Annotated in this window: 14 protein-coding genes; 2 read left to right on the top strand and 12 right to left on the bottom strand. The window is 52.6% G+C overall.

Annotated features, from left to right (window positions below; all coding sequences use genetic code 11):
- Nucleotides 1–74 precede the first annotated feature (74 nt).
- From rutF to rutA, 6 genes are read right to left on the bottom strand one after another with little or no spacing between them, the layout of a single operon-like run.
- Nucleotides 75–560 (bottom strand): NADH-dependent FMN reductase RutF, encoded by a 486-nt coding sequence (gene rutF, locus MPHASIOC01_RS03275; protein WP_064600116.1) that lies wholly within the window; start codon nt 558–560, stop codon nt 75–77.
- An 8-nt stretch (nt 561–568) separates the two neighbouring features.
- Entirely contained in the window at nt 569–1,159 is a 591-nt protein-coding gene (locus tag MPHASIOC01_RS03280; protein ID WP_064600118.1) for a malonic semialdehyde reductase, read from the bottom strand.
- A gap of 11 nt (nt 1,160–1,170) precedes the next feature.
- A complete protein-coding gene (rutD, locus tag MPHASIOC01_RS03285; RefSeq protein WP_353613913.1) occupies nt 1,171–1,971 on the bottom strand; it encodes a pyrimidine utilization protein D in 801 nt (266 codons plus the stop codon).
- On the bottom strand, nt 1,968–2,366 hold the full coding sequence (gene rutC, locus MPHASIOC01_RS03290) for a pyrimidine utilization protein C (RefSeq protein ID WP_064600124.1): 399 nt from the start codon (nt 2,364–2,366) through the stop codon (nt 1,968–1,970). The genes rutD and rutC overlap by 4 nt, the downstream gene beginning before the upstream one ends.
- Nucleotides 2,367–2,376: 10 nt before the next feature.
- The gene (rutB, locus tag MPHASIOC01_RS03295) at nt 2,377–3,075 is read right to left on the bottom strand and encodes a pyrimidine utilization protein B (protein WP_353613914.1); all 699 of its coding nucleotides are present in this window, start codon (nt 3,073–3,075) and stop codon (nt 2,377–2,379) included.
- The gene (gene rutA / locus MPHASIOC01_RS03300; RefSeq protein WP_353613915.1) at nt 3,075–4,166 is read right to left on the bottom strand and encodes a pyrimidine utilization protein A; all 1,092 of its coding nucleotides are present in this window, start codon (nt 4,164–4,166) and stop codon (nt 3,075–3,077) included. Before rutA ends, rutB begins: the two co-directional genes overlap by 1 nt.
- A 287-nt stretch (nt 4,167–4,453) precedes the next feature.
- Here rutA and rutR point away from each other — a divergent pair, with 287 nt between their 5' ends.
- A complete protein-coding gene (gene rutR / locus MPHASIOC01_RS03305) occupies nt 4,454–5,092 on the top strand; it encodes an HTH-type transcriptional regulator RutR (RefSeq protein ID WP_064600133.1) in 639 nt (212 codons plus the stop codon).
- A 403-nt stretch (nt 5,093–5,495) separates the two neighbouring features.
- Nucleotides 5,496–8,102, top strand: a complete 2,607-nt coding sequence (locus MPHASIOC01_RS03310) for an EAL domain-containing protein (RefSeq protein WP_353613916.1) — start codon at nt 5,496–5,498, stop codon at nt 8,100–8,102.
- Nucleotides 8,103–8,227: 125 nt separating this feature from the next.
- Here MPHASIOC01_RS03310 and MPHASIOC01_RS03315 read toward each other — a convergent pair whose 3' ends face one another.
- The 6 genes from MPHASIOC01_RS03315 to hisB all read right to left on the bottom strand — a co-directional run bounded on the left by MPHASIOC01_RS03315 (nt 8,228) and on the right by hisB (nt 14,924).
- Nucleotides 8,228–10,228: a methyl-accepting chemotaxis protein gene (locus MPHASIOC01_RS03315; protein WP_064600138.1), complete on the bottom strand. Its 2,001-nt coding sequence runs from the start codon at nt 10,226–10,228 to the stop codon at nt 8,228–8,230.
- Between the two features lie 932 nt (nt 10,229–11,160).
- Nucleotides 11,161–11,772: a bifunctional phosphoribosyl-AMP cyclohydrolase/phosphoribosyl-ATP diphosphatase HisIE gene (gene hisIE, locus MPHASIOC01_RS03320; RefSeq protein WP_036107974.1), complete on the bottom strand. Its 612-nt coding sequence runs from the start codon at nt 11,770–11,772 to the stop codon at nt 11,161–11,163.
- Entirely contained in the window at nt 11,766–12,542 is a 777-nt protein-coding gene (hisF, locus tag MPHASIOC01_RS03325) for an imidazole glycerol phosphate synthase subunit HisF (protein WP_064600142.1), read from the bottom strand. Before hisF ends, hisIE begins: the two co-directional genes overlap by 7 nt.
- Nucleotides 12,524–13,261 (bottom strand): 1-(5-phosphoribosyl)-5-[(5-phosphoribosylamino)methylideneamino]imidazole-4-carboxamide isomerase, encoded by a 738-nt coding sequence (gene hisA, locus MPHASIOC01_RS03330; RefSeq protein ID WP_353613917.1) that lies wholly within the window; start codon nt 13,259–13,261, stop codon nt 12,524–12,526. The genes hisF and hisA overlap by 19 nt, the downstream gene beginning before the upstream one ends.
- A gap of 5 nt (nt 13,262–13,266) precedes the next feature.
- Nucleotides 13,267–13,857 (bottom strand): imidazole glycerol phosphate synthase subunit HisH, encoded by a 591-nt coding sequence (gene hisH / locus MPHASIOC01_RS03335; protein ID WP_353613918.1) that lies wholly within the window; start codon nt 13,855–13,857, stop codon nt 13,267–13,269.
- On the bottom strand, nt 13,857–14,924 hold the full coding sequence (gene hisB / locus MPHASIOC01_RS03340) for a bifunctional histidinol-phosphatase/imidazoleglycerol-phosphate dehydratase HisB (protein ID WP_353613919.1): 1,068 nt from the start codon (nt 14,922–14,924) through the stop codon (nt 13,857–13,859). The genes hisH and hisB overlap by 1 nt, the downstream gene beginning before the upstream one ends.

Genomic DNA, 14,924 nt, shown 5'->3' on the forward strand with positions numbered 1-14,924 from the left:
ACGTTTTTTCCTTCTTTTTCATCAATCTGAAGATGCAGTTGTCCCTGCTTCTCAGGCACCAGATAACTAAAGGCTCAGACGGCGCTAATCAATGGGTGGTAGCGCCGGTCAAACCAGACCAGGCCATGTGGCGCGCCTGCGCTCACTACATCCTGCAGTTGGCAAAACAGAATATCGTGTGTACCAACACTCACCACCTGGCTTATTTGGCAGTCGAAGCTGACCAGCGCACCTTCGAGTAGTGGGCAGCCCGTTACCCCTGTGCGCCATTGTGCGGCAGCAAAACGGGCTTCCATTGGGGTTTTACCGCCAAACAATGTAGACAATTCGGACTGGTTTGCTGTTAGTGTATTCACACACAAATGGCGGTTTTCATTAAATACCGGCCACACAGAAGCCTGACGGTTGAGGCACACTAACAGCGTTGGCGGGTCGTCTGTTACACTGCATACCGCAGAGGCGGTGAACCCGGCACGCCCGGCCGGGCCATCGGTGGTGATGATATTCACTGCCGCACCAAGGCGCGACATTGCATCACGAAATAAGGTTTTCTCCAGCATATTGCCTCCTACTCCAGCCCGCAGGCTACGCTGAAATCCAGTCGTGGCAGGCGCGCATGCACTTTGCTGTTGTCGCCATAACCAATATTAATCAGCAGATTACTTTTCCAGCCAGAATCCGCGAAGAAAGTGTCGTTAACTTTCTGCTGGTCAAACCCGGACATCGGCCCGGTATCCAGCCCCAGCGCCCGGCAGGCTATTATCAGGTAAGCGGCCTGCAGGCTGCTGTTACGAAAGGCGGTTTCTTCTGCCAGTGCCGGGCTTGATGTGAACCAGGACCGGGCGTCAGCATGAGGAAACAGGGTGGGTAATTGCTCATAGAATGCCGGGTCCCAGGCCACAATGGCAGTAACCGGTGCCTGCATGGTTTTCTCCAGGTTTCCGCTGGACAGCGCCGGTTTCAGGCGTTCTTTCCCTTCCGCGCTGCGCACAAACAAAAAGCGGGCAGGTGAGCAGTTGGCAGAAGTTGGCCCCATTTTCACCAGATCATACAGTTGAACCAGTAACGTGTCCGGAACCGGTTTTTCCAGCCAGTGGCTGTGGGTGTGCGCCCCGGTATACAGTGTCGCCAGTGCGTCCGGCGTCAGAGCTTCTTGCATAACATCTCCTTTTATCTTGCTTCACTCATGGTCGGAAATAATTCAGCCAGGCCATCGAGTAACAGGCTGTTAAATGTGTCACTGGCTGTGACGTTACAGGCATGTGCTCCCCAGGGCATCACACACAGGCGGCTTGCCGGAAGGCACTCATGCAACATTTGTGAGCAATGCCAGGGAACCAGTAAATCGTCTCTGGCGCAGATTAACAGTACCGGTTGGGTTATCTGGCCTGCCGTGTGGGTAAAACTGGCTTGTTTCAGGGCACCCAGGCGTGCACGCAAATTGGCTTCTCCCTGAAAATGGGCATTATGCAGCGCTTCTTCGGCTTCCAGCCGGGGCTGTTGCTCACCCAGCCATTCAGCCGGGTAGAGAAACAGCGGTTGTGCGTGGTTCCAGGCGGCTGCCCCACCACTGCCAAGCAGTTGCTCGCGGGTGGCGAAGCAGCGAGCAGTTTGCGGGTTCAGACTCAACCAGCCGTTAATAATCACCAGTGCGGTAATGGATTGCGGGTAGTTCAGCGCCAGTTGCATGCCAATCAACCCGCCGAGTGCGTGCCCGGTAACGGCGTAACGGGTCACTCCGTGGTTCGCCAGGGCGTGGTGTAACTCATCGGCCATCATTGCCATGGTGTAGTCAGCCGGGAGTTCAGACTGGTTTACCCCGGTACCGCGATGATCATAAGTGATGACCTGATATCGGGGTTTCAGCGCGCTGAGTTGCGCCACCCAGTAGCTACCGCTTCCTCCCAACCCGGCACTAAGCACCATTACAGGAGCACCGGGGTATGGCGCATCATGGACGTGCAGTTTCATGCAGAAGCTCCGTTGCCAATATGGGCGGTGGTGGCGATTTCCACCAGTGCTTCAGGTTTAACCAGGCCACACTGGATGCAAAAACGTGCTGGTTTATCGCCCGGGAAAAACTCCGCGTAAACTTCATTAATCGCGGCGTAGTGAGTCCAGTCGGTGATAAAAATAGCGTTGAAGGTCACATCCTCCATCGTCCCGCCCGCTGTCTCGATAACGGTTTTGATTGTTTCCAGAACGTGGCGGGTTTGTGCCTTTGGGTCGCCGGGGTACACCACATTATTTTGCTTATCAAATGGTAGTGTGCCGGAAACATAAACCACGCCGTCTGCCAGTGTGCCAGGAACAAAAGGCGCAATAGGCGTTGTGGTGCCAGCAGGAATAATCACTTGTTTTGGCATGGTATGTTCCTTATGCAATATGGGCCAATGGTGTAGCGTCAAGGGTGTCGCAGAATGTTTGTACATCGCTAACCCAGCCAAAGAAGGTTTCAATATTGAATAGCGCGGCCTGTTGAGCGAATGCTGGTCCTGCCTGATGCGTGGCGTCTTCCAGCACAATGCCGAAATATTCCAAAAAGAACCCATCACGCAACGTGGATTCCACGCAGACATTGGTGGCGATGCCAGTAAAGAACAGCTGGCGAATTCCCCGGCTGCGCAAAATGCTGTCGAGCGGGGTATTGAAAAAGCCACTGTAGCGGGGTTTGGGGAGCAAAATGTCACCAGGCTCTGGTTTAAGCGCATCCACCAGTTGGTAATCCCAGCCGCCTTTGGCCAGTAACTTGCCCTCCAGTTCCGGGCGCTGGCGCATGGTTTTCAGCGCATTGGATTTATGCCAGTTAGGTGAGCCTGGTCCGCCTGCCTCAACATACTGTTCATCCCAACCGTTCTGGAACCAGATAACCGGGATCCCGGCGGCCCGTGCGGCACTGACGGCAATGTTGATTTTTTCAATCACCGGGCCGGTAGCTGAAACATCAAACCCGGCAAGGTCGAGATAACCGCCTTTGCTGGCATAGGCGTTTTGCATATCCACAACAATTAATGCGCTTTGTTCGGGGGAAAACGAAATTGCTTCCGGGCGGGCTTCAAGGGTCAGATCTTTCATCAGGCAACCTCCTGTTGAGCGGGAAGAATAGCTTTACGGCAGGACATCAATGGTTGGATGTGTTTGCCAAAGTTTTCAATACCTGTCAGGAAATCGTCAAAGGTCAGCAGTACACCTGCACAACCAGAGACTGTCGCCACTTCATCGAGCAGACGGGCGACGGTAGACCATGAGCCCACCAGGGTACCCATATTGATATTGACGGCGGAGGTCGGGTCGGCCATCTGGCGTACATTGGTATCGCTCCCCGAGCGGGTATCTTTCTGGCTCTGTTCTGTTAGCCAGGACAACGCATCTTCGTCAGCACCGGCTTTATAGTGTTCCCATTTGGCGCGGGCGGCTTCGTCTGTTTCGTCGGCTATTACCATGAACAACACATAGGAACCAACATCACGCCCGGCTTGTTCCGCTGCTGCTTTCATGCGTGCAGCGGTGGGAGCGAAGGCGGTGGGAGTGTTGACACCTTTCCCAAAACAGAAGTTGTAATCGGCGTACTGTGCTGAAAAAGCCATTCCGGCATCACTTTGCCCGGCGCAAATAACTTTCACCGGTTGTTCCGGGCGCGGGCTGAGGCGGCAGTCGTTCATCGTGAAAAATTCACCTTTGAAGTCGCTCTGGCCTTTGCCCCACAGATCCCGCAGAACTTTTACGTATTCGGTCAGGTAATCATAACGGCGGGAAAAGTATTCATCCCCCGGCCACATGCCCATTTGTTGGTATTCGGGTTTTTGCCAGCCGGTAACCAGGTTTACCCCAAAACGCCCACCGGAAATGGAATCTACGGTGGATGCCATACGGGCGACAATAGCCGGGGGCAGGGTCAGTGTTGCGGCTGTTGCGTAAATCTGAATTTTCGATGTGACGGCAGCCAGACCGGCCATCAGGGTGAACGACTCCAGGTTGTGATCCCAAAATTCGGTTTTACCGCCGAAACCACGCAACTTGATCATCGAAAGGGCAAAGTCAAAATGGTAATGCTCTGCTTTTTGCACAATCGCTTTATTCAGCTCAAACGTTGGCATGTACTGTGGCGCATTGGTTGAAATCAGCCAGCCGTTGTTACCGATAGGAATGAATACACCGATTTTCATCACGAACCTCGCACGTCTTGGTTGAGTAAATGCATGGGCCTGGCATCCTGCCGGCATTTCCTGTCACCACGCTGTAGCGAAAATGTTGCAATTGTGATGCCAAAAATAAAAAGTATTTATTATTAAACAGTTAATAAATAACGCAAAAAAAAGTAAGGTTAAAAAAGTGGACTATTTGGTCAAAAATGGTGCACAAAAAAGCACCATCAGAGCGCAGGCCCTTCAAGCTTGTCGAGTGGTGAAGCGGATTTTGTTATGCTGTCTGCATCCATGCAGGGAGAGTAAATATGGCCGGTGAAACGGTAAAAACGACAGGGCGGCGCTCCCGGGCGGTCGCCGCGAAAAAGCAGGCCATTCTGGCCGCCGGGTTAGCCCTTTTTTCTCAATATGGTATTCACGGCACCAGCCTTGACCAGGTGGCAGAACAGGCCGGTGTTTCCAAAACGAATATGCTCTATTACTACCCGTCTAAAGAAGCATTGTATGTGGCTGTGCTTAAAGACATTCTGGAAATCTGGCTGGCACCTTTCAAGTCCTTCAGCGCCGACCAGGAACCGCTGGTGGCAATTGGTGATTATATTCGCAGAAAGCTGGAGGTCTCACGCGATTACCCTCAGGCATCCCGCTTGTTTTGCCTGGAAATGCTACAGGGTGCTCCTTTATTAATGGCCGAGTTGTCTGGTGATTTAAAACAGCTGGTGGATGAAAAATCCGCGATTATTGCCGACTGGGTTGCCAGTGGAAAACTGGCTCCTGTTGACCCGCATCACCTGGTCTTTATGATTTGGGCCACCACCCAACACTATGCCGATTTCGCCACACAAATAGAGGCGGTAACCGGAAAAAATCTCAGAGACCCACAATTTTTTGCCGAGACTGTGGCAAGTGTCCAGCGCATGATTACCGAAGGCATTCGGGTGCGTTGATGGTCAGGGGGCAGGCAAGCCCGTAGCAACAGGGCTTACCTGCCTGTGTTTCACTGTATACAGAGAGCGACGTTTTACCCTGCGCCTGTTCCAAACCAGACACCGCGCAGTTGCATCAGTTTTTTCAGCGGTGCCCCATTCAGTTATTACTCCACCGTGTGTGTTTCAGTGTATTTTCCCCCTGTTATTAACCATGTGAGCTATCTTTAGTTTTATTCCTGTGGGATATCTGAGGACTGTGACGCATTGCCTAAAGTAACAGCAGTTCGTGCCGATACCTTCAATACCTTTCGGTGCATCCCTCTTGAGCCGTAAATCCAGGTTGCAGCAATGGGTGAATAAAAACCGATGATAACAGTCCGGATGAAGGACGGTTTTGCTTCAAGACGAAAGGGCTGATGCCATGTACGAAAAAACACACAATGCCGGGTCGAATGGGCAGGGTGTTACGCCAGCATTGAGCCAGTTGCAAGCGCTTGATGACGTACTTGCCATTGCTGAGTTCGATGGCAATGGATGCGTGCGCCAGGTGAATGATAATTTATTAAATCTGTTTGGCTACCAGGCCGCGGAGGTAATTGGACGCCACCACAGCGAATTCTGCCTGCCTGATTTTGCCCGCCACCCACGCTACCTTGTGCTGTGGCAGGACTTGATGCGCGGTATTTCTGGCTCAGGCGTGATAATTGCGTTTCACAAAACAGGCCGTCTTATCTGGGTTGATGTGACATGGGTGCCTGTCGCCGATATGAGCGGCAAGATAACGAGTGTGTTGGCGCTGGTTCGCCCGGCAACCGACCAGACCCGCCACGATTTTGAACAACCCGCTCTGATGTACCAACAATTCCAGGTAGCTGAAGTCATTCACACTGCAGTGATGGTGAGTGATGGTGACGGCTATATCCGTTATGTCAGTAAAGGCTTCACACAGTTGCTGGGTTGGGAAATTAACGGGCTTAATGGTATTAACCCGGTTGAGTTGTTGTTGAGTGGGATTGATGAGTCTGCCCGCCAGGCGGTTATTCGTGAACTGAGCGCCGGAGAGCCTCTGGAAGGTGAATACCTGATTCAGGACAAAAACCAGCACAGGCACTGGGTGAGGCTGGTTTGTTACCCGATAGTCAATACCCATACCCGACAAGTGTCGCACCAGGTGTGGATGGTGCACAGTGTCACACACAGTAAGATTTATGAAACGCTGCAGCAGCAGGTGCTCGAAGCGTTGGTACAGGAGCGCCCGCTGGTGGATGTGCTTGAGTTGATTTGTAACGAAGTCGAGCGTATCGCCCCGGATATTACTGCTACCATTCTTGAACTGGATAACCATGGGCGCCTGTTCCCTCTGGCAGGCCCCGGGATGGCAAAATCTTTCTCACGCCAGTTAGAAGGGTTACAGATTGGTCCTGACGTGGGTTCCTGTGGCTCTGCTGCCTGGTTTAATCATCCCGTGCTTGTTACTGATATCGCAACAGATCCTCGCTGGGAGCCCTTTCGCGACCAAATTTTGCCGTTGGGTTATATCGGTTGCTGGTCGACGCCTGTTTGTAACAACCAGGGCAAAGTGATTGGTACCTTTGCCTTCTATTTCCGCCAGCCGCTAACAGAACGCATCTCGCTGCTGCACCAGTATCTGATTGATGTCTCGACCCACTTATGTTCACTGGCGTTGACTCGTGAGCATGCGCGCCAGCGTATCAGTCAGTTGGCGTTTTACGATAGCCTGACCGGGTTGCCAAACCGCAGTTTGTTACAGGCCAAACTGGACCAGGAAGTCGAAGCGGCAGCACATCGTAACGAAGCGGTTGCCGTGCTCTTTATTGACCTTGACCGCTTTAAGCAGATTAATGACTCATACAGCCATCAGTTAGGTGATGATGTCCTGGTACAGGTCGCGCAGCGCCTGCAATGTGCATTACGTGTAACGGACATTGCAGGCCGCCTTTCCGGTGATGAATTTTTGGTGGTGATGCCACAGTGCGACAAAAACCAGGTTCAGGAAGCGGTCTCCCGTTTACAGGCGGTGCTACATGAGCCGCTGGAATTGTCAGGTACATCGCTGTCAGTCACGGCGACTGTGGGTATCGCCATGTTTCCGAACGATGGTAAAACAGTGGATGAGCTGATTCAGCATGCCGACCTGGCAATGTCTCAGGCCAAAAGTTGTGGCCGCGGACAGTGGGCATTTTTCAGCAACGACATGGGGCAAACAGCGCAGGAACGTATGAGGCTGGAAAGTGCTTTGCGCCAGGCAGTAAAGCAAGGCGGGTTGCAGCTCTATTACCAGCCACAAATTACGCTACATGATAACAGTATATATGGCGTTGAAGCCCTGGCCCGCTGGTATCACCCTGAGTTTGGTATGGTGCCGCCTTCGCGTTTTATTCCTCTGGCGCAGGAGTGTGGGTTGATTGCTGAGTTAGGCATATGGGCGATGGATACAGCCTGCGCACAACTCGCCGAGTGGCAGACTCAGGGCATTCCCATACCAGCGGTGTCGGTTAATCTCTCTTCCACCAGCTTTCATGACCTGTCATTGCCAGCTACCGTGGCGAAGATCCTCGAAAAACATGGTCTGGAGCCTCATCACCTTACGCTGGAACTGACAGAAAGTGTCTTACTGGACAGCAACGTCAATACCGTGACATGCCTGAATGAGGTCAATGCGCTGGGGGTTCGCTTATCAATGGATGATTTTGGTACTGGCTATTCCAGCCTGAGTTATTTGCGCCGGTTACCGTTCAGTGAGTTGAAACTGGACCGCAGCTTTGTGGCTGACCTGGAAAATGATGAAATCGCCTGCTCACTCAGTAAAGCAATTATGGGCATAGGGGAAAGCCTGCACCTGACTGTGGTTGCTGAAGGGGTGGAAACCTGTGAGCAGTTTAACCGTCTGCGTGACCAGGGTTACCCGGTAGTACAAGGGTATTTGCTGGCCCGGCCAATGGCACCGCAGTCATTGCTCGCCTGGCTGGATGAACGCCAGGTGATAGCCAGTTTACAGGGTAATTAATCTGTACATTCCGGGAGTTTTCGTGCCCGGAAAAAAATAAAGGAGCCTGGTAACTGGCCCTCTTGATATTTAGTGTGTGGCTATGCCGTACAGTTTATGGCACTTCCTTGTGCCATTCATGTGGATTAGACCGGCACAGGCAGAGCAGACACCTGTACAGACCTTACCTGAGGAACGGGGGATTCAGGTCCCCGTTCACTCACACGAAATACAGCAATTTCGCTGGCGAGTTCCTGTGCTTCCTGGCGTAACAGTGCGGTGTTATGGGCTGTCTGGTTAATCGTGGCCAGGTTTTCTGCTACGGTCTGTTCCATTTGAGTGACAGCCCGGGTAACTTCATCAATCCCTTTGCTTTGTTCATCACCAGCAACACGTATTTCCGCCATAATGTTTTTCACCTGGTCAACATCATTGACCAGTTGCGCCAGTTGTTTTCCGGCGTTATCGATAAACTGGCTTCCAGCTAACACATGGTTGTTAGAATCATCAATCAGGGCTTTTATTTCATGAGACGCAGTGGCGCTGCGTTGAGCCAGTAACCGTACTTCTCCCGCCACAACGGCAAAGCCGCGCCCTTGTTCCCCCGCACGGGCGGCTTCCACCGAGGCGTTCAGTGCCAGAATGTTAGTCTGGAAGGTAATGTCATCAATAACACGCAGGATCTCACCCACCCGGCCGGAAGCCTGACGAATGTTATTCATGGAGCTGATAACCTGCTTCATTACCTGGTCATTTTGCTGTGCGGTACCCGCTGTTTTTTCGGCCAGTTGGTCGGCAATACGCACATTGTCGGCATTCTGGCGCACGGTGGCATTCAGTTGCTCCATTGCGGCCGCACTTTCTTCCAGAGCAGCGGCCTGGCCGGCGATTTTATCCGCCAGCCCACTGTTGTTGTCTGCCAGTGAGGTCGCCCCCCGGGCGACAATTTCGCTGGTGCTTTGGGCGCTACGTACCACACTGGCGATTTTATCGGCAAACTGGTTAAAGGAGTGTGCAATCCCCGCTAATTCATCTTCACCGTTATCGTCGAGCCGACGGGTCAGGTCGCCATCGCCGTGAGCAATTTCGTATAATGCCTGCTGTGTGGCATTCAGCCTGCGTGTAATAGTTTTACTGATTACCCAGAACCCCAGCATCAGCACAGCCAGAACGGGAACCAGGATAAACAAAATGCCGTGAGTGATGGTGGCGGCCAGCCCCGATACTCTGGCATCGGGGGTGACCAGGCCGATTACCCAGCCAGTCCCCTTCATGCGAAACAGGCTGACCTGCGCATGTTCCCCCAGTAACGGGTCTTTCAGGTCGGTCACGGCGGTAACACTGGTGTCATTGTGAAACTGGTTAACGGCGTTATTTACCGGTGCGAGCCAGGGTTGTTTTTCCGCCAGTTGCGCCAGCGACATCAACTGTTTTTCGTGTGCGGCAGGCGAAAAAATAAGTTGTTTGGTGGCGTCCAGTACAAAGGTATAACCGCCTGTCACCGTACCGCTTTTTTGCAGGTAGGCACCGAGATTATCAAGCTGGACGTCAATGGTGGCGACCCCGGCAAACTGGCCTGCTGCATTATGGTAAGGCACACTGCAGGTAACCATATTCACGCCAGAGACCGGGTCCTGGTATACTTCAGACCAGGTACACTGGTTACCCGGTGCGCTTTTCACCGCGGTGTACCAGCTTTCGTTATGGTAATCCGCAGTGGAAGGGTCGTTATAGCCATTGGAAAAGGTCAACTTACCGTCACTTCCCCGAGCCCAGAAAAAGCTGTGCCGGGCCTCACCTTCGCTGAAGGCATTTGGCTCAGGCCAGATACCGCCCCCCGCAATGGTGTCGTTTTGCTGGGCATCTATCATTCCCGGCAATACGTCTTTGTAGAGCGCATCCTGGTGGGGAAGTTGTTCCGCCATGCGGGCCATACTGATAGCCTGGCCTTCAATTTTTTTCAGTTGCTGGTCAATATTGGCGGTCAGGTTATTTCCCGCCTGGAGAATCAGTTCGTTGCTGGCATCAATGATTCGTGGCTGGGCGAACCACTGCATGGTGAAATACACAATCAGGACTGTGACGGCCAGAATGATGACACCACCGGAAAGCAACTTCCCGGATAAACGCGCCGGAATTAATCGCATACAGACTCCTTAACACTCAAATAGAACACTTGCGCACAGCGGCCAGGGGCCAGAAACGGCTAATGCGCTTCTGTGCCGGTGGGAGCCAGAAAGTTATGCAGGGTAGTGATGCTGGTTTTTTTATTGAATCCTGAAACTGCTATCGGCAATGGCGCAGTAAATCTGAGGGTTATATTTGAGGTATAAGTATTTACTATGGAAGTGGTTCGGGGCTTATAGATAACGGGTGGCTTGTGGCCCGGGAGTCACCGGGCTTTTGGGCTTAGCTTAGTAATAGTAGAATTTAAGCTGTCTGAATAAATTTCTTTGGCACCAGAGCTCGTTGAATAAAACTATCGCCACCATGATGCTATAGAAGGCTAACACACTAAAAATCCAGGAGGCAGGCATATTGCCATTTTCAGTTCCCGCAAAAAAGATAAAGTGGAATACGTTACAGGCGAGGTAAAACGGACTGTATAACGAAACGACTCGCTTAGTGCCTCCTGCCCGGTAAATGACTCAATATCTGTTTCAATGGTGATACGTTTAAACAGCAGTAAATACCGGTTGAGCGTACCTGACTGAATTTGTTGGTGCTTCTGGGATGTGTGCGCCACCTGATCTTTCCCTGATAATTGCGCTCATGAATGTTGGGAAGAGTAAGGCAGGAAGAAAATGGGGTAAACACGCTATTTCTATAGTTGTTTATCAGTAAAAATAATAAGTTTGCCCGCAAACCTGCAAGGAGGTGTGCTGCCAGGGGGGCGTATTTTTAATACCAAATGCTGGCACTGAATAATTATAGCGGCGCATTTTAGTGATTATTATGTTGTTAACAGTATGATTAACACCAACACCTGGGTTCAGTACGTTTTTTGCTGCGCGGTATATTAAGCCAAATAAAACGCCGCAGTTGCGGCGTTTTATGGGAGCATGGAAAACAGCAGGAATTATTTATGCCGTGATTTCAGGTTATCAATCACCGTGCCTAAATCCAGTTCCTGATCCTGCAACAGAACCAGTAAATGGTACATCAGGTCAGATGCCTCATTCGTCAGTTCATGTTTATCATGCACGGTGGCGGCCAGTGCGGTTTCCACACCTTCTTCACCCACTTTCTGGGCAATGCGTTTGGTGCCGCTGGCATAAAGTTTTGCCGTGTAAGAACTGGCCGGGTCCGCGTGTTTGCGCTCTGCCAGCAGGCTTTCCAGTTCGTACAGGAAATGCCACTGATGGTGGGTATCACCAAAACAACTGGAAGTCCCTTTGTGGCAGGTGGGGCCAATGGGGTTAGCCATTACCAGCAGGGTGTCGTTGTCGCAGTCAGCGGTAATACTGACCACATTGAGAAAATGGCCGGAGGTTTCGCCTTTGGTCCACAACCGTTGTTTGGTGCGTGACCAGAAAGTCACTTTGCCATTTTGCTCTGTTTGCGCCAGAGCTTCCTGATTCATATAACCCAGCATCAGGACTTCACCGGATACGGCGTGTTGCACGATAACCGGTAACAGGCCATCGGTTTTTTCCCAGTCCAGTTGCGCACGTTGTTGTTCTGTTAACACACTCGAATCTCCACACCTTGCTGCGCCAGATACGCTTTCAGTTCACCAATATTGATTAACTGCTTATGAAACACGGAGGCGGCGAGCGCACCATCCACGTTAGCGTCACGAAATGCCTCGAGGAAATGTTCCATTGTGCCAGCACCGCCAGAAGCAATCAGCGGAACATGGCAGACCTCACGCACTTTTTTCAACTGAACCAGGTCATAGCCATTACGCACACCATCCTGATTCATCATATTCAGGACTATTTCGCCGGCACCGCGTTGTTGCACTTCCTGCACCCAGTCAAGCGTTTCCCATTGGGTGACGCGGGTACGGCTTTCATCGCCAGTATACTGGTTAACATGGTATTTCCCGGTTTCACTGTCAAACCAGGTGTCCACACCCACCACAATACACTGAACGCCAAAGCGGTCTGCCAGGCGAGTAATCAGCGTCGGGTCTGCCAGTGCCGGGGAGTTAATCGAAATTTTATCCGCCCCGAACGACAGAATCCGTGCCGCGTCTTCCAACGACTTAATGCCGCCAGCCACACAAAATGGGATGTCGATGACTTCTGCAACTTTGGCTACCCAGCTTTTATCGACCACACGGCCATCACTGGAGGCGGTGATATCATAAAAAACCAGCTCATCTGCGCCTTCGGCTGCATAGCGCTGGGCCAGGGGAACGATATCGCCAATAATTTCATGGTTGCGGAACTGCACACCTTTTACGACCTGGCCGTCTCGTACGTCCAGGCAGGGTATTATCCGTTTTGCCAGCATTCGATTGCCTCCGTTACGGTAAATTTACCTTCCAGCAGGGCGCGGCCAACAATCACACCTTCCACACCACTGCCGCGCAAAGCGGCGATATCTGCCAGGCTGCCAATGCCGCCAGAGGCCTGAAAGGCCACTTGCGGGTAATGTGCGCACACATCACGGTACAGGCCGACATTAGAACCTGCCAGGGTACCGTCACGGGAAATATCGGTGCACAGTACATGTTTCAGGCCAAAAGGCAGAAAGCGCTCGACAACATTCTCCAGAGACTGGCCAGAGGTTTCCTGCCAGCCACTGACCGCAACCTGCTTGTTACCCTGGCCGTCAATGCGCACATCCAGAGCCAGCACCAGCGCATCAGCGCCGAATTTAGTGAACCATTGCTCAACCGTTTCTGGGGATTTTACGGCGGTTGAGCCTACCACTACCCGGGTTGCGCCAGCGTCCAGCAGGGCGGCTACATCATCTTCGCTGCGCACACCACCACCAACCTGAACCGGAACATCAACACCTGCCAGCAGGTTTTGCAGTAAAGGAATCTGGCGTTTTGCCGGGTCTTTCGCGCCGGTTAAATCAACCAGGTGCAACACTTGCGCACCCATACCCGCGTAAGCCTGCAGGCGGGGCAGTGGATCGCTGCCGTAGTCGCGCTGCTGCCCGTAATCGCCCTGATGCAGGCGAACCACTTTGCCATCAATTAAATCCAGTGCGGGAATAATCATCTCGCTTACATCTCCAGAAAGTTTTTCAGCAACTGCGCACCGGCGGAACCAGAACGTTCGGGGTGAAACTGCACGCCGAAGAAGTTGTCTTTTTGCACGGCGGCGGTGAAGGCTTCGCCGTAACTGCATTGTGCAATGGTGTTGGCGCATACGGGCATCGCATAACTGTGAACAAAGTAAAACCAGGCACCCGGTTCGATGCCACGAAACAGACGGCCACCGGCTTTAGGGTAAACCTTGTTCCAGCCCATGTGAGGCAAGGGCAAGCCAGCATCCTTCATTTTAAGTACCGGCTGGTCAACCAGCCCCAGAGTTTCCACGCCGTTATTTTCATCACTGGCGGTACCGAGTAGCTGCATACCCAGGCAAACCCCCAGCAAGGGTTGAGTGGCGGTTTTCACCAGTTCCACCAGGTCGCGTTCACGTAACTGATCCATGGCAGCCTGAGCCGTGCCCACGCCGGGCAGGATCAGTTTATCCGCCTGGCGGATAACATCTGCATCTTTACTGATGGCAGGCTCATAACCCAGGCGTTGTACCGCAGAGCGTACAGACGACAGGTTGGCACACCCGGTATCAATAATGACGACATTCATTACAACACTCCTTTTGACGAAGGCAGTGCATCCCCTTCCACGCGAATGGCCTGGCGCAGTGTGCGGCCAAAGGCTTTGAACAGGCTTTCAACGCGGTGGTGATCATTTTTACCTTTGGTTTTCAGGTGCAGTGTCACGCCCATGGTATAAGAGAGCGAACGGAAGAAGTGCTCGACCATCTCGGTGCTCAGGTCGCCCACGCGCTGATAATTGAACTCAGCTTTATATTCCAGGTGCGGGCGGCCAGAAATATCCATTGCGCAGCGCGCCAGGCATTCATCCATGGGCAGCACGAAACCAAAGCGCGCAATACCACGTTTGTCGCCCAGTGCCACACGCAGTGCTTCACCTAAGGCCAGGCCGGTATCTTCAACGGTGTGGTGGTCGTCAATGTGCAGGTCGCCATGGACTTTAACGGATAAACGGAACCCGCCGTGGGTGGCAATCTGGTCCAGCATATGGTCGAAGAAACCCACGCCAGTGTTAATGGTGCTTTCACCTTCGCGGTCCAGCCACACTTGTACGTCAATTTGGGTTTCCCGGGTATTACGCTCAACCCGCGCGTAGCGGTCGCGCTGGGTAAGTTTGGTGCAGATATCGGCCCAGTTGAGGTTATCTGGCGCATATTGCAGCCCCTGAATACCCATATTGTTCGCCAGTGCGATATCGGTTGCGCGGTCACCAATCACATAGCTGTTGGCGGCATCCATTACCCCGCGAGACAGGTATTTTTCGACCAGGCCGGTTTTGGGTTTACGGCAGGCGCAGTTGTCCTGCTGGAAATGAGGGCAGATAAGAACTTCTTCGAAATTCACACCCTGTGAGCTGAGAACCTGCATCATCAGGTTGTGCGGGCCATCGAAGTCTGCCTGTGGGTAGCTGCTGGTACCAAGGCCATCCTGGTTGGTGACCATCACTAACTGCCAGCCCGCTTTTTGCAGTTGCAGCAGCGCGGGAATAACGCCGGGTTCAAAGGCGAGTTTGGCATAGCTGTCCACCTGGAAATCTTCCGGCGGTTCGGTAATCAGGGTGCCGTCCCGGTCAATAAAAAGATACTTCTGGCTCAT

The organism is Mangrovibacter phragmitis, assembly GCF_040429585.1.
In the GTDB taxonomy this organism is placed as follows: Bacteria; Pseudomonadota; Gammaproteobacteria; order Enterobacterales; family Enterobacteriaceae; genus Mangrovibacter; species Mangrovibacter phragmitis.